The sequence below is a fragment of the Deltaproteobacteria bacterium CG11_big_fil_rev_8_21_14_0_20_49_13 genome (assembly GCA_002796305.1).
Taxonomy (GTDB): Bacteria; UBA10199; UBA10199.
Genome location: PCWZ01000085.1, coordinates 11,455 through 32,579, shown reverse-complemented (window position 1 = coordinate 32,579; position 21,125 = coordinate 11,455). Strand labels below are relative to the sequence as shown.

Sequence of the window (21,125 nt, the reverse complement as noted above, 5' to 3'; positions counted from 1 at the left end):
CACTTCGCACATGGCGAGTTTCTTGAACTTTTCGGCATCTTCTTCGCTTCCCACTATCTTTCCAAAATGCATCGGAATGGCGAGCTTGGGATTTATCTTATTCACAACGCCCGCAGCCTCTTCTGCGGTCATTGTATATGTACCACCAACCGGGAGGATCACCATATCCGCTTTGATATCGTTCATTTCAGGAACCGCGTCGGTATCTCCAGCCTGATATATTCTCTCTCCATCAAGCGTAAAGATATAGCCAACCCAGTTATTAACCTTGGGATGAAATTGCTTATTTACGTTATATGCCGGCACTGCTTCTATTTTTACATCGGCAACCGTAACGGTTTCGCCGGGCTTTACCGCCCTCATCTCGAGCTTCAAGCCTCCTACTTCCAGTTTCTTTATACAATCTGCTGGAGCAACCACCACCGTGGACGGTTTTGACACCCTCTCCACATCCCCCGGCGCGCAGTGATCAAAGTGATCGTGGGTTATAAGGACCATATCGGCCTTGAGCTCAGAGCGTTTCAGCTCCCACGGGTCTGTGTAGATAATTTTGGAGCCCTCAAATAGAAAACTTGCGTGTGAAAACCATTTTATCATAGTCTACTCTCCTATTTCTTACACATATAATTTTGCCCCATATGTGTCAATTTTTTATGAGGGTATAATTTTACCCCCTTAAGTAAAAAAACACCCACCCTGACGGACCGTCATAATAATAACCCCTTCAAATTCAGCCTTTTACAAACCTTAAACTGGCACGCCTCTTGCTTGTATCAAGGGCGAAAGGAGGCAAAAGGGTAAAAATGTTTGGTCACGCCGAATAAAATGTGTTATTATCGGCTTTCGAAAAAAGGAGGGTTTATGAAGAACATAATATCAATGGTAGGGCTGGTAGCAATGCTCGCCTTCGTCGCATCATGCGGCGGTAGCTCGAGCTCCGGCACCGAAAGTAGCAGCACACCGGCAATAACCGACGTGTCGGGATTGCCAAGTGCGACAAGTCCTATGACCTCGACATCCGCCAGCTTATCAAAAGAGGTCTCCAAGGCGGCCGCAACGGGGGCAAATCTTCTTACGACAACGTCGAGCAGTTTTAGTTCGGCAAGTAGCATGGCCGCGTGCGAGACGTTCAATGTGGTGAAGGATTCTATCGTCTCTGCTGCGCAGGCAGATCAAATATTATGCTATGTCAAGAGCATGAACGATTCATTCGTCGGCCTTAGAGACGCCAATGGTGATGATATCGATCTCTACGATGGACAACCTCACATCTTCAATATGTCCTTCGCGGCAGACGAGGGGGAATACAGTGAAGGACCGAGCAAGATCAAGATGCAGATAGCAAAGGATTCAGCAGGCAATATAGTATCGTTCAAGATGTTCATGTGCAGTAACGACACCGGAACAAACGTCCAGAACGAATATACGGATCAAACCATCAACGGTTCCGCTTTTTCAATGGCGGCAATAGGCAATTTCGTAAGCGCCCAATGGAGCGGAAGTCATCAGGTAGTAGTGACAGGAACTCTTGATGCGAACGGTGCTTTTACGGAAAAAACCATCTCCATGAAAAATACCGGCGGCGCAACGGGAGATGACAGCAACACGAATTGGCAGGAGGCGACACTTGTGCAGACACCAAGCGCTTTTACGATCAGCGGTTACCAAAAGGGCACTTATAGCAACGAGGGCAATATTGGATCATATGAGCAAAAAGCGTACGGAGAAGGTGAGATGCTTGGCGACACAAGCGCGGTCATTACCAATCTAGCGATGGGCGACGGCGCGGTCAATGTGGATTTGCAATACACGTGGAGTAATCCGCTGGGTTCTGGAACATATGACCCATCTGCGGAAGTTTTTGCATGGCTTGGCGACACGCTAGCAGCAGTTAATCCGACTTCAGACAGCAGTTTCTATGCAGCTGCGGCCGCGGGGACCATTCCTACAGCGGCATCATCGGTCAGTATCAGCTTTACTGCCGCTCAGACGTGGGATTGCAGTGACGATGAAGCAGTTGCCGTGGATCTCCCGGAGATTTCGGGGTCCGAAATGGACGCTGCTTGCAGCCAATATGGTTCAATGAGCCGTGGATGGATCGACTGCTACAGCACGATCCAACCGGAGGGGGAATAGGAGCAACTATCTAACAACCTGAAAAATTGACACCCATATACGCACGACAACGGCGGGCCATGAAAAGCCCGCCGTTTTCTAGTTTCATGCATGAAATTTATAACTACTTGAAAAATAACGAGCCATGGAATAACCTTCATCAAGAGATGTCTATCGTTATAATAGGTGCCGGTTTTGCAGGTGCTTCCTGCGCATGGTGGCTTGCGCGCCTCGGAGCTAAAGATGTCACGGTCATCGAGCGCGAAGAGATGCCGGGGCTCCACGCCTCCGGCCTTAATGCAGGGTTTGCCCGAAGGTTCGAAGAGGATGAAAAGGTCGCACCACTTGCAAGCGAAGGGGTCGATTTCATTACGAACCCTCCAAGGGGATTTGTAGACGGGCCTATCATCGAACACAAAGGCTCGCTCCTTTTAAACGCTCCTAAAAATATCATTGGCCCCCATCATAAGATAATATCCAAAAAAGTGGCCTCTAAAATGGTGCCGCCCCTTGAGAGCGCACAATTTAAAGAGACTCTCTGGACCCCGACCGACGGGATAGTGGATATCCACAAATATCTGTGGGCGTTCATAAACGGGGCAAAGGCAAATGGTGTAAGATTTTTGACAAGCTGCAATATTGTAAAATTTAATGTCATTGCGAGGGCGCCGGCCCGAAGCAATCCCCGGCGGGAGATTGCTTCGCTTACGCTCGCAATGACAGGCAAAACATTCGAAATTAATTCCAACATCATCGTCAACGCTTCCGGGGCGTGGCTGCAGGAGATTGCGACCCTTGCAGGAAGTGAGGACCTTCTTATAAAACCTTTCAGGCGCCATCTGTTCTCCACACCTCCCATGAAAGAGGCCGATTCCAACTGGCCATTTGTCTGGGATGTAAAGAATCAGTTCTATTTCAGACCGGAATCGGGAGGACTGCTCCTTGGCGCCTGCGATGAAGATGAGGTTAGACCGGGTGCGCCGCTTGTCGATCCCAAGATCAAGGAACTCTTGGCCGAAAAACTACTAAAATATTGCCCTGCCATTTCCAACGTATCGATAGCCCGCGAATGGTGCGGCTGCAGGACATTTGCACCCGACAAGAGACCCGTTATCAGATTCGACAAAAAGACGAAGAACCTCTTTTGGCTCGGAGCGCTTGGCGGCCGCGGCATGACGTGCGCCTCTTCGGCAGGGAGAATGGCGGCAGAGATGATCATGAAAAGAACACGCTCATGGTGAGCCTGTCGAACCATAAATATTCATCCTTCGACAAGCTCAGGATGAGCGGGTAGTCTATGAATATAAAAGGTTTTATAGACGTGCGCCACATCAGAGCATCTCTTCTTTTAGATGACCTTCAACATCTAAGAGATTGGCTGGACAAGGGTTATAATGGCCAAATGTCCTTCCTTACCAGAGATCCGGCAAGAAGATGCGACCCCCGCAAGATAATGCCATCGTGCAAAACAGTGATAATCGCCGCAACGAGGTATAATGACATGCCCAAGTCCGTGGACACACACTTAATTCCTGAATTAAGTGTGTGTCCCCGTTATCTTCAGCATGAGGATTATCACGTTATAATGATGGAAAAGCTGGAGTCGATCGTCTCCGAACTAAAAAAAGAACATCCAGATGCAGAGTTCAAATGCTACGTAGATACTGGTCCGATCCTTGAAAAGGCGTGGGCTGCCAGCGCCGGCATTGGTTTTATCGGAAAGAACACGCTCCTCATATCGCCTACACACGGCTCACAGTTGGCGCTGGGAGTTGTGCTGACAAGTGTGTCATTGCAAGGAAGCGAAGCGACCGAAGCAATCTCCCGCACACAATTGAATTCAGGGGATTGCTTCGCCCGCCCATGGCGGACTCACAATGACAATGTGGGCTGCGGCTCCTGCACCGCGTGCATCGACGCCTGCCCATCCGGCGCCCTTGTAAAACCTTATACACTTGACGCACGAAAGTGCATCTCATACAAGTTCTTCATCGAAAAGAAGGACGGCGGATGCGACATATGCCAGAACGCGTGTCCATATAACAACTTGAATCAGGAAGCAGGGGGCAAGAAGCAAGAAACATGATCATCCTGCTTCATGCTTCTTGCATCTCGCTTCGCTATCTTAAAACTGGAGTCCTTTATGACCAGGAAACAACCACCAAAACACATGGAGTCCTACCTCATCCACGGAGACGATGTCTCCCCGCGCTGGGACTACAGCCATCATTTAAATCCTCCGGTAACCGAGTCGGTGACCTATAGGCTTGAAAGCGCCGAGCGCGGGGCCGAAGGTTTCTCGTCTTATTCGCATTTGATGGATTCAATGGACCATCCTATCTACATCTACGAGCGCCTTGCAGAACCTACCTGCGGAATGCTTGAGGACAGGCTGGCGGCGGCAGAGAGCGGTGAAAGCGCCCTCACGTTCTCCACAGGAATGGCCGCCATTTCTGCCATCGTATCGCTTCTTACAAATACCGGCGACCATATAATCAGCCACGATTCGATATACGGCTGCACCTATTCCCTATTCTCGAACTGGATGCCCAAACGCGGCGTCAGCTGCACCTTCGTTAACATGGTAAAGGACGCCGCATGGATAAATAACATCAAAGAGAACACGCGTGTGATCTATTTTGAGACACCGATAAATCCCACATTGGAAATTTTAGATATCGCAGAGATCTCAAAAAAGGCGGCCGAGATAAACAAGAACCGACCCAAAGATAAAAAAGTATATATTGTGGTAGATAACACCTTCGCCTCTCCGTTCTGCCAGCGTCCGTTGGAACTTGGAGCGGATATCGTCGTCGCAAGTCTCACAAAACATATTTGCGGGTTCAATACCAGCATGGGTGGCATCGTGATAGTCCCAAAGGAACTTTACAACCCCCTCCTCATTTACAGAAAAGATTTCGGCGGCTCGCTCCACGGAAGGAGCGCATGGCCAATACTCGTCTACGGCCTTCCAACACTTGCAACAAGACTCCGCCAGCAGACAAGATCGGCTACTGAGCTCGCCCACTTCCTTATGGCCCATCCAAAAATCAGGAATGTACGTTATCCAGGACTTGAGTCGGACCCGCATCATGCGCTGGCCAAAAAACAGATGAAAAGTTATGACGGATCATTCGTACCGGGGCCGCTCCTGTATTTCATCATAAAAGGGAAACCGGAGGAGGCCAAGAAGAAGGGCTCAAAACTTATCGACTGGCTTGCCAAAAATTCGGTGACCTACACGCTTGCCGTGAGCCTTGGATGCGTAAAAACTCTCATAGAGCATCCATCATCGATGACTCACTCTGCGATCCCGCTTGAAGAGCAGGTAAAAGGAGGCATTGAACCCGGCGGCATCAGATTGTCAGTGGGTCTTGAAGACGTTGTCATGCTAAAGGAAGAGCTTACGCGCGGGTTAGAGCAGATATAGTAAAGCTAATGATCGTGCCATCGCCTGTTTTTTATATTCAGCGAACGAGTGAGTTATCCATACCTCACGCGCCGGCGCCGAAGGTTAGCCGGTGCGCGTGGGGTGTGGATGACTCTTTCTTCAACTCCCTCCATTCTCTATCCAACATATACCTTATCCTCTTTATAAGGGGGATACGATGTCTGTTCCGTGTTCCACCGCCCATTAAAAATCCACTTGTTTTTTTAGGCCTTAGGGATATAAGGGCTCCCACGTTCATTGCATGTTGTGTGGGGGCGTAGCTCAGCTGGGAGAGCGCCACGTTCGCAACGTGGAGGCCGTCGGTTCGATCCCGATCGCCTCCACACAGCATACAATGAAGGGCGATTGGCTCAATGAAGGACGCCGCATCGGTGGGCGATTGGCTCAGTGGTAGAGCACTGCTTTCACATAGCAGGGGTCACAGGTTCAAGTCCTGTATCGCCCACCGATGCGGTATCTTGGCAATTGAGCACTGCTTTCACATGGTTCTTAGGCGAGCGGTCCGGCTTTAGACGGAATGCGAGTCCTTAGAACCATGGGTCCCCGAAGGGGGCACATAGCAGGGGTCACAGGTTCAAGTCCTGTATCGCCCACATTAGAACCGCTTGGCGAGACGCAGGCCAAGGACTGGCCGGGGAGCTTAGTTAGCGGTTCTTATGCCCCGAGCAAGGTCGAACTTGGTTTCAACAGACGGCGTTCGTGATCTTTCACTTCAATACTTCAAATCCTAATTTAAGGAAATTTCAACCCTGCGATTCTTGCTTCTTCCGCTTCGTGAACTATTTGATTCGGCGGGGTTATCTTCTCCAAAGGCCTTTACGATTATCCGGTCGGCCTGAATGCCATTCTTGATCAAGAAATCTTTAACACTCATCGCTCGCTTCATACTTAGACCCTTATTATATGCCTTCGTCCCCACATTGTCGGTGTAGCCGCTTAATTCAACCTTTTGTTCCATATTGTCGTGCAGGGCAGATACCAATCCTTCCAAAACTTGATAGTCCTTTGCATCTATCTTGGCCTTGTCAAAGGCAAAATATACATTTTGTTTTATACTGACAATCTCCCCCTTAACAGTAGCTTTTTTTCTTTCAATGGCCTCATCTCGTCTTGCCAAGCTGAACGAAATCCCCGCAAAGAGTCTTAGATCCGAGGCCCCTATTGCATTAAATATCCTCCTCCCGCCGCCAAAATTGAGCGACATCCCGGAATCAAATTCCCTTCTAATGCCTCCCCAAACCTCCGTCGGCGTAGTGTTCTTTTCTATGTTTTTGGCAACTGCCTCTCCGGTAATTTCAGCCGTCAAAAGCCATCTATCTCCATCGAATGGCAATCTGAAAGAAGAACCTCCGCCAAATGTTAAATTATTATCAAGTTGCGTTAGAAGAATCTGCTCTTCTTTTCTAAACCGGTATCCGGCATTCACAAAAAATGAAACACGCTTGATCGTCTTGTCCAAAACCAGCCGCCCTTCCCACGTAGGCCCGTCATCGCCGGTAAATTTATATCTACTGCCGGTCGGAAATCCAGCGACCGACATCAATGCAAGCCCGATCGATCCTTTTTTATCATCGAGCAGGTTGAATTTAACATCAAGCCTCATATCGCCAAGCGCAGAGGCGGTATAATCTTGAAGGGTATCGTAGTTTGTCCCTTGCTCATAAAAAACCACGGGCACATTCAAACCAACATCCATGAAATTAAAAAGCCCCAGAGCCGCGTTGAAATCTCCTGCTACGTCAGTATCAATTAGCCTTATCGAGGAAAGCCTTGCCGGCATATCAACATTGACATTGTTTTTGCTAACATTGGCAACAAAACCTGCTGAAAATTTTAAATGAGGGAGAACTTTTGAGCCACTTACGTTGAAAAGGCCGTATCCATCCGTTTGTGGGCGAAAAAGTTGCTGATTATATCCTTTAATCCCGGTTCCATCTGCCTTTAAGTCGCCGAAAAAACACACTGTTGTAAAAAGAATAACACTTAAACAGAAAAAAATATGTTTCTTATCGCTTTTCATTAGCAATGCTCACCTGATCAGCTGACAGCCACCGCCGGAACCAAGGTCTGAAGACGTATCCCCATGATAAGATGACGGGTCATTTGGATCGCCCAGACCGACAGAGACATCGGCTTCCAAGCTCTTGACAGCCTGCATAGCGCCAAGACTTTCCACAATCTCACAAAGTTGATACCTAACATCCGGGGAACCCGCCAGATCAATGGCCTCCAGCACAAGGCCTATCATTTCGTTTATGTCATTATCGGTGCCTATCGTCCCTGCGCCTAAGAGCAACCGCTTTTTAACCATCAGCAGGCGATCTGAAATATCAGGCAAATTATAGATCATTGCTCTATCTATAAGGCTGAAGATATCATTCTTAATAGAATATGGAGCAATGAGTTCCGCAGAAGAAACAAGGTTGTCGGACCATTGTGCATTAATATTTGTCTTAAAGTTATAGTCTCCAATAGAGGCCTTTGGCCTGTATAAGTAATCCACTTTCACGGAATCATTAGCTGGGATCGTAAGGTCAAAATTTCTCGAAATTACCGGAACCTCGCCGATAGTTGACCTTGTTTCGATCCATCCTTCGGGGAATGATTCAACTGCCTTGACAGCAACCGAGAGATCTCCACTATTTTTAAATTCATACGTGATATCAACAACTTCGCCGGCATCAAGTTCTTCCTCTTTAGGCATTATCTCCCTCATAACCATTGCCAGGCCGGAGGTAATTGTAGAATAATCGGGGCCTCCTCCAAACGCCATTCTCCCAAGGTCGGCGCCAAAGTTTGCAACCGTTCCCCTACCGTAATTACTGACGATAAGTCCGACGTCTTTCTCTCTGCCTCCAAAGACATCCGCAATGTTGTTTTGAGTGTCGCCTGCGAAATCGGATACAAAATCGATCCATGGTTGATCGGTAATATCGCTGTAACCGGTCAAAAGGACCAAGGCATCCCCTTTATACACCCTTGCCTTTAACTCCTTCAACATATCTATAATCTTCGCAGAATCATAAAATTTAACTGTATAGGCATCGGTTGCAAGAACATAAGTTGTATATTTATCGGACCGCATTTCGGCGATAAATTTTTCTACCGTTGCCGGATCTCTATGATCGCCGTTGATTATCGTAACGTAACCGCCGATCTCGTTCTTGATAACCTGCATTAATTGCTCATTGGGCTTCGGATCTTCGGTCCTGATGTCATGTGTTTGCAACATGAAGGCCAATATTCGCGGAATTTGGCTTGTGGTCCTTTCTATGACTATATCTATCAATTGAACGACATATGTCTTTCCTTCCGAGACATTGCCAAGCCTGTCATAGGCCCTAAAGTTGATAACGTGTGTCCCTGCCGCAAGTTCGTTCAGCGAGAATGGGCCTGTATAGGTAACGAATGGACCGCCATCTATGCTGTATTCCACACCGGCAAGTTTCGAGTTGGCATCGATCCCGCCAATACTTATAAGCGTTGCCCCCGTGACATAATTTATGCTTCCGCCGCCGTTTTGGCTCAATTCCAATGTCGGCGCCGGCGGGGTATTATCAACTATAATTTTACTGGTTTTAGTGGCCTCTACATTTCCTAATCTGTCATAGCTCCTGAAGGAAATATTATATTCCCCTTCCGTGCCCAGACTAAATGTGTCGGCGGGGAGCCAATCTCCATCGTTGATCCTATACTCCGTCTTGTCCAGATCGTTCCTCTCCGTCACCGCCGCGAATGATATCGGGGTCTTTGAGGTAATATATGTGGCGGAATTATCTTTATCCACGACGCTTTGCTCCCCAATAACAATATCAGTTACAGGGGGAGTGCCATCCAACATAATCTCATGGCTGTGCTTATTCTCCTCATTGTCCAGATGATCCTTGGACCAATAGAGCAGGTCATAATAGCCATCTCCAAGCCCTTTTAGATTGATCTCTGTGCTATATTCCGAAGGTTCTTTGACGCCTTTGATCTCAAAATAGACATCCTCAACTCCGATCCCGGCGCCGTCTTCTGAAGCCAGTTCGACCGCAGAATTTGGAGATATGTATAGATTTCCCTTCTCGTCTTTTTCCTGCGGTGTGCCGATCTCTATCGAGGTCGCGGGAGGGCTCACATCTGAACGGATATTTTTATCTTTAGTTTTTTCGATGTTTCCGATCGCATCCACTGCATGATAACTGATCTTATAGGTTACGTCCTCCTTTGGGATACCGAACGGCAGTTTATATTCATTTTCCGCCCCGCCATCGAATGAATAGACGGTTTTTGAAACGCCAGAGGCGGGGGTGGGATCCTTTGCCTCAAGCCTAACGAGCGAAGCCGCCCCGCCCCATAATATCTCGCCGTCGTCATGGCCTTTCCCCTCTATTGACAATTCTGTCTCCGGAGGCTGGCGATCCACAAAGACCTCGCCAAGCGCTTCGGCAGAGCCATCCGCATGGTTTGACCTGTTGCCGGCCGGGTCTTCCGCCATTACTTGGAAGACATAATTGCCATCAAAGACGCCATTCTCTGCGGCATTGGTACCGTTCCATGACAGCGTATGTTCAAGGGGCGGTGTAGAGACCGTATCGTGTCCTTTTAATATCTCAAATTCGCCTTGAGAAGAGATCAAAAGCTCTACAAATATATCTTTGCTAAAGAGATTGTCCGAAACCGTGTAATCTACCTGCAAGACATCCAAAAGTTCATCCCCATTTGGTGAGAACGTCTTTACAATACCGTTAAGGACATTGACCTCCGGCGGCGTCAGGTCATAGACCAATGTGCCGTTATATGCTCCCGACTGGTTCTGACCTGCGTCAAGGACCACAATATCATAAGAATAGATGCCCTCTGTAAGAATATCCCCGTCTATTTTTCCATCCCATATAAGTTTGTTTTCTCCCGGTTGCAACTCCATCTTTTCAAACACCTTGTAAACAACTCCATTTTGATCCTTAAGAACCGCATCCAGATATAGCTTATTGTAAACGTTATCTATCACCTTTAGGACAAATTCAACCGTGTCGTGCCGGCCGTCATCATTTGGGGAGATAACGCTTGGCGCGCTTATCACGCTTAACGACGGGGCAACATCGTCTATCTTGATATTTACGGTATGTGCCTCTTCTGTATTGCCGAGATGATCTACGGCACGATACAATAGCATTACATCGTTATCGACCGATAACGGTTCTTTATATATCTGCCACACATCATCGCTGATCTTATATTCGATCCTGTCAAGGCCGGACGGGGGATCGCCGGCTTCAACCGCATTTAGAGAAAGCTTCGTCTCCGGAGTTACGATCAATTTGCCGCCCGATTCTTGGTATAATCCATCGATGCTCATAGAACTTGCAGGCGGAGAGATATCTAATAACATTTCTCGTGTTTGAATAGGACTGCGCAAGCCCAATTGGTCCACCGCAAAATATTCGATGATATAAAGGCCTTCCTCTCCCGATTGAATAGAGAACGACTCGCCATAAACTTGATATTCCGATCCATCAACTCGATATTTGATATGGTCGATCGCACCTCCTGCCGAAGTTATGGAGAATATTGTCTCATCATTGACCCATGTTTGGTTGGCGGGGTTATGCTTAGGCCCTTCTGTTACCAGATTTAACACGATGCCGCTTGACTCTTCATCGCTCATCTTCTCCTGAATTATGACACTGGCCGACTTATCGCTCTCAAGATTATTATTATTATCTACCGCATGATAGACAATAGTATGCGTTCCGGTCTCAAGGAAGAGATTGAAAGGCTGTTCATATTTTACATATTCGCCTCCATCGACGGCATATTCAATATATTTAACACCGGACTGCCACCCCGAAGAGGCCGAATCGGATGTCTTTATCTCTATGACGACTCCACTTGCCGAATATACCGTGCCTCCATCGGCAACCGCCTTGCCGTTAATGATCAGAGAGGATTGCGCAGGGGTGTTGTCTATGGCCACCGGCAAGTCATAGGTTGCAGTTGCCCCCTGCGGCCCCTTGGCATCGAATCTTAAGATATAGTTTCCGTTGAGACCGCTTACATCCCATTCAATACTCATTTGAGAGAACGCCGTTGTGGAATTCGCCTCCGACTTGCTATAGATATTTGTCTTCGAAGAAGGGTTCCCTTCGGGATAATAACTGATCTCAAGAGATGTAATGCTGGCCAGCGGCTTTGGAACATCTGGTGCATCCACCGGCCGCGGCTCGACCTCAACCCTGCCGATAATATTTATCAAACCGCTGATGGACCGATCGGAGGTGGGCGACTCGATGTAAAAATATCCGGCGATCTTTTTTGCAAGAAAGTATTGTGAAAAATGTTCCAAGCTCGCCGTAAACCTCCAGACGTCATTATTCGGATCATCATCATCCATGTTGTCGAAGGTCACGACCGTCGCAAGTCCATCTATAGCTTCATCGCCGGCCAGATTGTAAATAGTAAGCTCCGAGGCATCGGCAACGCCAAAGGCGTCTTTAAGTTCGGACGGTGTATAGGTTATCTCCAGTTGAACGTGGTGATCGGGATCGATTTTTATATCATCCGGCTTGATATCGAATATTGGGCCAAGCGGGGCGATCCCGGTGGGTAGTTTGAAATCTGCCTCGCCGGGCTTTACGCTGTTGATAGTGACCAGCTCCGAGCCATTCGGCAATGCCCCTGCGCCAAAGACAAGAGATGCCCGCTTGAACGGGGTATAGACCCGCACAAAATCATTCTGTCCGAGAGTCGAGGTATCAACCTTTGTCCCGATGCCGATATCGAACTTATCAATATTAACATTGCCGCCGCTCTTCGTCTTTAGGACGACCGTGTAATTTTCGCCATTCAACCTTGTCACATCCCAGTGGGCAAGGATGCCGTTACTTACCGGATTAGACGTTCGCGATTCGATGGAATACCACTTTGGAGTTGCCTTGCTTGCGTCATAATAATAGAGTTCATAATTGGCGCCGGCGCTTCCCCATATCTCGACGAATTTTTTCGGCGCCGCCTCCGGCAAGAGCCTAAGGCGGAAATAGTCATCAATATTGGAATTTTGCGTCCCTTTAACCCCGGCCGGCGTTACACTTAACTGATCAACTTTAAAGACGTCCCATGCATTATCACCGTCCGGCTCGCTTATAGACACGTTTGGATAACGAATATCCAGATCCCAATTTGTAAGACGGACAACATCTGAAAAACTATACAGATTCCTCCCGGGGTTACCGTTGAATATATTTGTTTTGTAACCGTTATAGATATTTATGTTGTCCGTTGTTGCGTGATAGTATTCCTCGTTAAAGTCCTTATAGTTTCCCCAAATCTTTTTGTATGGCGCACTGGAAAGGTATGGGTCGTGCTGATCGGTATTATAAGCATTAGCGGAATAGACTGACGCCGATATCTTGCCGTCGGTTAGCCATGTCTGTAATCCGGGCAGTGTTATTGTGGAGCCGCCAGAAGAACCAGATGAGGTTATGCCGTTTATCTTATTGGAGGTCGTGAGGCCATAGCTTGAAATCGAGGCGGATATTGTATCAGCCTGGCCGCTTCCAACCTGGCCTGTATATTGCGCAAAATTATTGCTGGGATTATTGACCGTGCTTGTAATAGAATAACTCCCAGAGGATGAATCGGGGCCCCAATCTCTAGAAGTAAGCTTCTTGCCGTCGGCATACGCAGTTACTGTTCCACAATCGTAAACAACAGTTCCAGATGGTGGATAACCAGGGGTGCAATAATTATCACCTGTGTAGAGATGACATTTATTACAGATGGTCAGCCATATATCCTTTTGATAACCAGGATCGTTGCCGGTCATTACACATTTATCTAAAATACCTGGTCCAATTGGTACGGCTGACTGGGCAGTGAAGCTGATTGAATTACCACTTTTAAGTGATTTGCCACCAAATGGAGCGATATGCTCCATGGCGGGCGGAATTTGAAATGACTCAACTCCACTGCTAAAACTTTTATTTTGGATGTTAGCTTCAGCACCGTTGGTCATTATCCCAAACTCATCGACAGAATAACCACTGCCTAATGAAACGTTTAGATTAACTACTGGAATCTTTGGATTAACACCACCGCCACCTCCGCCTCCCCCACCGCCTATTTCGGCATCTTCGCATATAACAGTCTTGTCCGAAACTGATTTTGAGGTATAAATATAATATGTTTCTTTCCCCTTCGCGCCAATAGTATAATCGAACGGCATCTCGATATACCCGTTCCCCTTGGCGCGCCAGAGGAAATCGGGGTTCCCTTCCATCGCCGAAAGCTCATCGCCTTCATTCACTATCTCACCGTCATCACCTTTAAGTTGTGTAATGTTAGCCACAAGCCCGCTATTTAATGAAGAGGCGTCAAGGTGCACCGCGATATCTTTGGTTATCACTGCCTCATTGCCGACATCAATGCTCTCTGCCGTCAAACGAACGATATAATCGGCACCGACAGGCAGGATAAGGCCGTTGTCCCCTGTGCCGGCCCAATATTCACTGCCATCGTCGTGTTTCTTTATCACGCCATTCGTCAAAACTTTTTGGACGACATATCCGCCCCCGGGAGCGGCTACGAGAACCTGTGTCGTTACCTTTGCCTCCTTGGTCAGTTCATAGCTCAAGAAAGTCTTTTCCGCTTCAAGGTTGGCACCAAAACCAATTGGATCAAAATGGGCCGGCGTTGCACTGAATTTGGTGATATTTAAGATGTCGGTTGCGGCAAAGCCCTTCGCAACGGTCAGGCCAAGCGAATCATCGATATCAACACCCGTCCCATCCACCGCATGGGCCTCGATCCTTATTCTGTATTCACCCCCGCTGACATTTCTATCCAATGTATTCTTTCCATCCCATGTAAAACTATACTTTGGATTACCGGCATCATTTGGAGCCTGATCGTTGAAGGAATAGACGGCCACCGCAGGACCGTAAACACCGCTGTTATATTGAAAAATCGTAATGTGGACGTTCGATGTCTCATTCTCCAGTGAATAAGAGATCGTTGTTGTGGAATTATTCTGATCTATATTCGTATTTGTAATCGCGGCATTTACGATGTCCGGTCCCTTATATTTTGGATTGTTAGGATTATTTATATCGTATGGATCACTTGCGTCATATGGGTCTGTTGGTTTTGCGTTCGCAATTGTTACAACCAGCGTGTCGTAACTAAGCTTGTCCGGTGTGTTTCCATTGCTATCCATGACCTTTAAGAGGAGCGTGTATTCACTATTTGGGATCTTTTCTGTATCGGTTGCATCAAATATTCCAAGCGCGCCATGCTGAACCGGCCGGCACGAAACATTTGAAACGGGATATAGCGCATCATTCGGCTCATTAAAATTATTTGCCGAACACTGGTGTTGCAACGGAACAATAAGCGGAAGCCATGAAGAGCCGGCCTTGCCGACATTCGCCGCATCTTCGGCCGTTACATCCCATACGCCCGGCCTATAATACAATTTGTATGACTGGAAATCCGCATCGAGGTTATCTTCGCCGAAGTTCGGGTCAACGGCGATCCCTGAAAGGGAAACCTCTCCAAATACCTTCGGATATATATCATCTTCTTCATTATCGTCCTTTGGGATCTCGATCTCAGCCTTGATCCCGTTAACTATCGCACTGACCTTGGCGATGCTAACAAACCCATCTTTCGATTCGGCCACAATTTTAATAATGTATAGGCCTGTTTCAAGCGAGGCATCATCATTTTCCGTGACTGTCCCGCGTGTATCAACGCCGCTCCATGTGTCGGTATGCTCACCCGCCGGCTTCAATTCCTTTTCCTTTATCCTGGAGATGAAATGTTCGTGAGAATCGTAGAGATCGAGCGCCACCAGCGCCTCATCAGATAACCAGTAATGAATGATCGTGTTATCGTTGACACCGTCTCCGTTAGGCGTGAACGGCTTGGGGAATGAGAATACATCGAATATCTCTATCATTTCGATAAAATCAAAATTAGCAAACGTATCCCATTCCCTCACATTCTCGCCAAGCCTGATACGCGAATATCTGTTGTGGTTCGTGCGATATATGACATTCTGATCCCAGCCGGTGTTGCTTGAAAATAACCCGCGATAGATATCGTTGGCAACGACGCCGTTGATGGGCGAAGGTTCTCTGTAACCTAGATCATATCTCCAAGATGCAACGGCCTCGCCCGTTACCTCAAACGCAAGCAACGCCCCTTTATCTGTGGCGACAATTATCTCCGGAAACTTGTCAACATCAATGTCATCAACTATAACCCCAGATATGATATTTATTCCGCTCGGCAGTTTATTATCCATGACAAGCGCGCCATTCTTGTCAACGCCTAATATCCGTCCTTTGGTTGTGCTGAATATGATCTCCGGATAATCGTCTCTTGTGATATCTCTGATCACAATATTTCCGATGATCTCCTCTCCATCAGGCAAACTATAAAACTCCGTCATATTGCCGAATTCGTCCCAGACATAGACCTTATTGCTGGACGCGGCATAGAGTTGATCCATCCCGTCGTTATCAACATCCCCGCAGTTTAGGTGAGGTATCGTATCGAGGGTCTTTTTGAATTCAGAAATAGATTTGAAATCCCTGCGAAAGACCTTTACCACCCCGCTTGTCGTTGAATAGATGATCTCCGGACTTGAATCGCGGTTGATGTCCGAAATGAGCGGTGTTTCAACTATGTCATCATCGGGAAGTTCAAAACTCCAACTCGCAAGCTCTGCCCCGTTTCCCTTGAAGACATGCAGTTTTAGATCGCCGCCATCTTTATCTTCCGAGACAGCCACCACCTCTGCCTGTTGGTCTATGTCAATATCTAGAAGCCTCGGACCATATAAAAAGATGCGCTTTTGCGCTGACAAATCCTTCGGCCAACCTGCAAGCTGTTTTCCTTCCTTATCCCACACATACAATTTACCATCGTTTGAAACGGTCACACGTTCGATCGCAATGGATGAATCGATATTACCGGTCGCCGACCGCGCATAGCCATCCTGCGCGGCCAAAACCGCCACCGCTAAAAGGGCTAATAGTGTTACCAGTTGTCTCATAAAATATTACTGTTCATCCATTTCAAGCGCATATCCTTTGTCCGTGCCATACCCGTTATCGACCTGCAAACGTGTATTAGTGCAATATTCATCAATGGTTACCTCGATCTGGTTTGCCGATATGCTCTCAAATGGAAAATAGTGACCGCAATTTTCAAAACTTACCTTTCCATACAAATTGAATCCTTTAATCGTTACCTTCGAGCCAAGACTGGCCGTCAAAGGGTAAATCTCGGTAATAATAGGCTCTGAAACATTGGTTGAAACTCCCGCATCGATAGCGCCTGCAAATGCAGTTTCTTCGCCATCCCGATCTATGGTCATTGTTTCCAAGTCTAATTTTCGCAATTTTACATCTTCAAGACTGCCAACGGTGTTTAAATTTGATACATATGCCTTATCTAATTTTAAACGCCCGCTCACGGCAACCCATGTTGACACTGGAACATAATCAGGTTCGCATGACACCCACGCCGGACATGTAGTTGCTTTTTGTTCCTTTCTGTATTCATGCACGCTAAAAAATGCCTGGTCGTTATTTGCCGAAAAGGCATTATCAAAACCGATCTCAATTTCTTCACCTGCGAAAAAGTGTTTTAAGGGAATATAGAGCTGGACCAGATCGATAATTTCCTCATTATCCCCATTATCGTTATGGGAAGTATAAACTGCCATCATTTTTTCTGTGTCAATTTCGAGGCTTTCACTTCCAAGATTAAGGGTTCCACTTTCTGACAACTGTAATATACTATCGTCGTCTCCAGATGAGCCGCAGGAGCATAAAAATACCGTCAAAATAAGAACCCCAAGAAATTTTCTCCTGAAAACAAACTTCCCAATTATAAATAAAAGTGGCAGTAAAAAAGGCCATACATTAATTTTGGTTGCACCAGACACCGAGCAACCGCTTTTGCCTTCTTCCGAAAGACCGCCCGCATCGCTATTGCTCAAATATGGTTGGAATGCGGTCTCTTGGACTTCATCCTGCGCCAAGGGAAGCGGCGTATTTAAATCTGTCGTGTCAAAATTTTGCATCGTTTTTAAAACATTTAGTTTGCCGTATCCCCACTGATTATTAGGCAGGGTGACTGTAAACTCATCGTCAGTTGTATTCTTTTCTAAAAACATTTTAATTTGGTTGACTGACAATTCCGGGTTTCTCTCAAACAACAAAGCAACGGATCCTGCAACATGCGGTGCCGCCATGCTTGTGCCGTCCATAGCCGCAAATTTAGTTCCATCAAGTTCAATTGGCAATCCAGCTTGAATCGCAGTATTAACGGCTTGAGATGAAAGGGCGGAAATAACCCATTCGCCCGGTGCCGTTATTTCTGGTTTCTGGCCCGTTTGTTCAGGGGCAATGGATGGACCGTAACTGCTAAATGGGGAAATTTCGCCAATTTCGGTAAAATCAAAATCGTCAGGGAATAAAGATGAATCCAAAAAGAAGAAATCAGACCTGCTTGCATAAGAGCCTACAGATATAACATTTTTAGCTGTTGATGGGATTCCAACCGTAAATTTGCTATCGCCAGCGAAATAAGTGTAACCGGTCGCTTTATAATTACCAACTCGTTTTGCGAAAAGGGCTCCACCATCCACAACCCAAGCGTCAAACCTTCCGTTTCCGGTTGCGATCAGATCGAATACATAATTATCTGTTGAAATTTCCGCACCGGCATCGCCTTCCACAGCCGTGATATTAACAACGGTATGTTTCTTCCCGTTAAGGGGATTATTCGTTTCTGAAGAGTCGATAACAACTCTTAACTTCCCATCATCTGTGATTGCATCGAAAATATCGCCTGAAGCCACAAGCCCGGTATCTTCATAGGTATCATAATTATCAACGCCTATCCCAAAAGAAATATTACTATCGCTTGATTGCCAGATATCCAATATCAGTCCATGCACATGAGAAGCCAGCCCATGAAACTCAACCGCCTTTGTTTCGTCTGTAAGTGCCGCACCGGCATGGATACTGGCAAAATATCCCTCCGATTGGCGGTTTTTATTTCCCGCTGACCCAACAATGCTTCTTCCGCCTAAATCATCCAAAAAATCATTTAGCGCCTCTTCCAGAAGAGACGTTCCATCGTGGGCTCCAAAATGCATTCCCAAGCTGATATTGATAACAGCGGGCTTGCCTAAGGAACCGGCCTTCGTAAAAATATAATTGGCGGCATCAATTATGCGGTTTGATAAAGCACCCCAATAATCCAGAGATGGCGCATATTCCGCAAAATCAAATTTTTCTGTGACCTTAACGATTATCAATTCTGAATCGGGGGCAATGCCATTATACCGATCATGCCTGCCGGCAACGATCCCCGCAATATGAGTACCGTGGCCGGCAAAATCATACGAAGGGCAGTTCCCCTCCTCAATCTGGGAATTAAGGCATTCTATACCGTATGAATTTTCAATATCGTTCGGTGCCGAAAAACCCTCCGAGCTCCCGACTGTCTGATCCCAAATAGAAATAATTCTTGAGTTGCCATTATCGTCATTAAATACGCTATGTGCCCAATCAATACCTGAATCAATAATTCCGACAATAACCCCCTTGCCCGTATACGGAGTATTGTTCGCCATGCCGGCATGAACGGATGGAGCCCCGATTGATACGCCACTTTCATCAAGATTTAACGTCAATGATTTTGCCGCTTCAATATAAACGACTTCCGGTCGCTCCGATATTTCTTGAACAATGTCTTTTGAAATATCTGCAGTAATAATATTTTTTGTGGTTGTATGTATTATGCCGCCATTATCGGAAATGAAGATGCGAGTTATTTTGGGAGATTTCGTTTGAATTATCGTCGGGATTAGTCCCTGATCTGAACTCATTGTTTTATAAAATGAGTCGTCCATTTTGCCGCTAATATTAAAATAGGGGTCCAGTTTGTTCCCCGCTAAAATCGAACCGGGACATAGCAAAATAAGAAATATCACCAATTTTTTCATTTTTCAACCCTGCCTTCCAATTCCTCTGCGGCCACACTATCTCCCACTACACCCATAATTCTATATTGGGTTTCTCCTTTCATGGCATAAGACAAGTCACAATGCTCCATGCCTTTTGCCACTTTATCAAGCGCCTCATCAATGTGCTTATTCTTAGATGATTTGGTCAACTCGTGGGAAAGGTAATTTCCATCGGCATCGAAGTTGATCCATGCAACAGAATATTTCCCCCACATATCAGCTGTCGCCGGTCTATTGCCGTTTTTTCCAAGACTCATGGCAAAACAATCTAAAAGATCTTTTTGTGTGTCGCGAAAGGCTGTCGGCGACATTTTATCACATTGTTCGCCACTGCACTGAAACCTACAATTCTCTTTTTTAGACTGCTCAAACCGTTTCGTTATATTTGTGCTCTTGTCATCAATAAAAAGCGTAGCCGTATGTAGAGAAGCTGAATCGCTACGATAGAATGTGACCTCGAACGCCAAATCATCTATGCCTTTTACCCACATTGGCACAAAATGCTTATCCCTCCTGCTAAGATAGACCAGTCCGTAAAAAGATGCGCCTGGCTCCAAATTATCTTTATAAAAAACCTCATTTACTCCAAGAGTCGGCCTTTTTTGGGAAGGCATATACTTCTGATGAAGAAGTTTATTTAAATCTTCGCCATCTGTAAAAAAATCCCTTCCCGCAATAGCACCGACGGTCCTGTCTCCATAAGGGGTATATTGCGGAACATATATCCGTCTGCCTTTCGAGGACTTGACGCTAATGCGATCAATTGAAATCGGTCTGTCGCTATAATTCTGGATCATCATTCCGACCGGGATGGTTTTGCTCAAACTGCCAGACAAATAAAAATCCCCCTTGTCCTTTCTGGAAAAATACGGCCGAATGGCAATAACAACCTTGCCATCATCAGAAATTGCAACTGAAGGGCTTAAATCACTCTCCTCCGATATTGCACTTAAACGCGGCAAAATGACCATTGCCAACACCAACATAAAATAATAATAGAATCTCATTCTTTTCCCCCTTTGTTGTTTTTAATTTCCATTTTTATTTTTAATACTAATGATAATCAAATAAATACCAAACAATGCTGTAAAAGCGTATATTCCAAGCACAGCTTTACCGCTTTCCCCATATACAGGTTCGTATATATAAGGCCTTACATAACCTGATTTATGATAAAGATAAATAGCTAGTGGGAAATCTATAATCAACATTATTCCAATAGTAATGTAAAGCCATCGAAGATTCATTTGTCTACCTCTTAGTTCTTTTTTGGATGCCCATTATTTTCATCACTGTTCAAATAAATATTATCGACTTCCTCACCTGTTATGTTTTCACGTAATGATTCTTCATTAAAGTAGCGGTATATATCTATCGGTTTCTCTATTGCGAATGATATCCAATAACTAACAGCGTCTGATGGTCCTGGTGCTAAACCAGTTTTCTGACTTGTTAAAATTGACAGGAAAGATGTTCCAAGTCCCTTCGTTATTTGATTAAATGCTTCTGCGTTTCTAAGATATGTGCCTA

At 46.3% G+C, this 21,125-nt stretch carries 11 protein-coding genes, 2 tRNA genes and 1 pseudogene (1 of these 14 running past the window's edge); 6 read left to right on the top strand and 8 right to left on the bottom strand.

The window, feature by feature from the left end; translation table 11 throughout:
* Both COV46_08515 and COV46_08510 read right to left on the bottom strand, forming a co-directional pair.
* On the bottom strand, positions 1 to 597 hold a 597-nt coding region (locus COV46_08515; protein ID PIR16409.1), incomplete at its 3' end, for a Zn-dependent hydrolase.
* A gap of 236 nt (positions 598 to 833) precedes the next feature.
* Complete coding sequence (locus tag COV46_08510; GenBank protein PIR16408.1) at positions 834 to 1,112, bottom strand: hypothetical protein; 279 nt, start codon at positions 1,110 to 1,112, stop codon at positions 834 to 836.
* Here COV46_08510 and COV46_08505 point away from each other — a divergent pair.
* The 6 genes from COV46_08505 to COV46_08480 all read left to right on the top strand — a co-directional run bounded on the left by COV46_08505 (position 1,111) and on the right by COV46_08480 (position 6,014).
* A complete protein-coding gene (locus COV46_08505; GenBank protein ID PIR16407.1) occupies positions 1,111 to 2,136 on the top strand; it encodes a hypothetical protein in 1,026 nt (341 codons plus the stop codon). The genes COV46_08510 and COV46_08505 overlap by 2 nt on opposite strands.
* A gap of 59 nt (positions 2,137 to 2,195) precedes the next feature.
* A complete protein-coding gene (locus tag COV46_08500; GenBank protein PIR16406.1) occupies positions 2,196 to 3,356 on the top strand; it encodes a hypothetical protein in 1,161 nt (386 codons plus the stop codon).
* A gap of 56 nt (positions 3,357 to 3,412) precedes the next feature.
* A complete protein-coding gene (locus tag COV46_08495; GenBank protein PIR16405.1) occupies positions 3,413 to 4,201 on the top strand; it encodes a hypothetical protein in 789 nt (262 codons plus the stop codon).
* 57 nt (positions 4,202 to 4,258) lie between these two features.
* Positions 4,259 to 5,545 carry a cystathionine gamma-lyase gene (locus COV46_08490; GenBank protein ID PIR16410.1) on the top strand — a complete coding sequence of 429 codons (1,287 nt, stop codon included), beginning with the start codon at positions 4,259 to 4,261 and terminating at the stop codon, positions 5,543 to 5,545.
* 271 nt (positions 5,546 to 5,816) lie between these two features.
* Positions 5,817 to 5,889, top strand: a tRNA-Ala gene (locus tag COV46_08485).
* A 50-nt stretch (positions 5,890 to 5,939) separates the two neighbouring features.
* Positions 5,940 to 6,014 (top strand) — tRNA-Val (locus COV46_08480).
* Positions 6,015 to 6,293: 279 nt separating this feature from the next.
* Here COV46_08480 and COV46_08475 read toward each other — a convergent pair.
* The 6 genes and pseudogenes from COV46_08475 to COV46_08450 all read right to left on the bottom strand — a co-directional run.
* On the bottom strand, positions 6,294 to 7,586 hold the full coding sequence (locus tag COV46_08475) for a hypothetical protein (protein ID PIR16404.1): 1,293 nt from the start codon (positions 7,584 to 7,586) through the stop codon (positions 6,294 to 6,296).
* Between the two features lie 9 nt (positions 7,587 to 7,595).
* Positions 7,596 to 16,607: a hypothetical protein gene (locus COV46_08470; GenBank protein ID PIR16403.1), complete on the bottom strand. Its 9,012-nt coding sequence runs from the start codon at positions 16,605 to 16,607 to the stop codon at positions 7,596 to 7,598.
* A gap of 6 nt (positions 16,608 to 16,613) precedes the next feature.
* Complete coding sequence (locus COV46_08465) at positions 16,614 to 19,574, bottom strand: hypothetical protein (protein PIR16402.1); 2,961 nt, start codon at positions 19,572 to 19,574, stop codon at positions 16,614 to 16,616.
* Complete coding sequence (locus tag COV46_08460; protein ID PIR16401.1) at positions 19,571 to 20,602, bottom strand: hypothetical protein; 1,032 nt, start codon at positions 20,600 to 20,602, stop codon at positions 19,571 to 19,573. Before COV46_08460 ends, COV46_08465 begins: the two co-directional genes overlap by 4 nt.
* Positions 20,603 to 20,623: 21 nt before the next feature.
* On the bottom strand, positions 20,624 to 20,842 hold the full coding sequence (locus COV46_08455; GenBank protein ID PIR16400.1) for a hypothetical protein: 219 nt from the start codon (positions 20,840 to 20,842) through the stop codon (positions 20,624 to 20,626).
* A gap of 11 nt (positions 20,843 to 20,853) precedes the next feature.
* Positions 20,854 to 21,125: pseudogene (locus COV46_08450) on the bottom strand (hypothetical protein) (it continues 157 nt past the right edge of the window).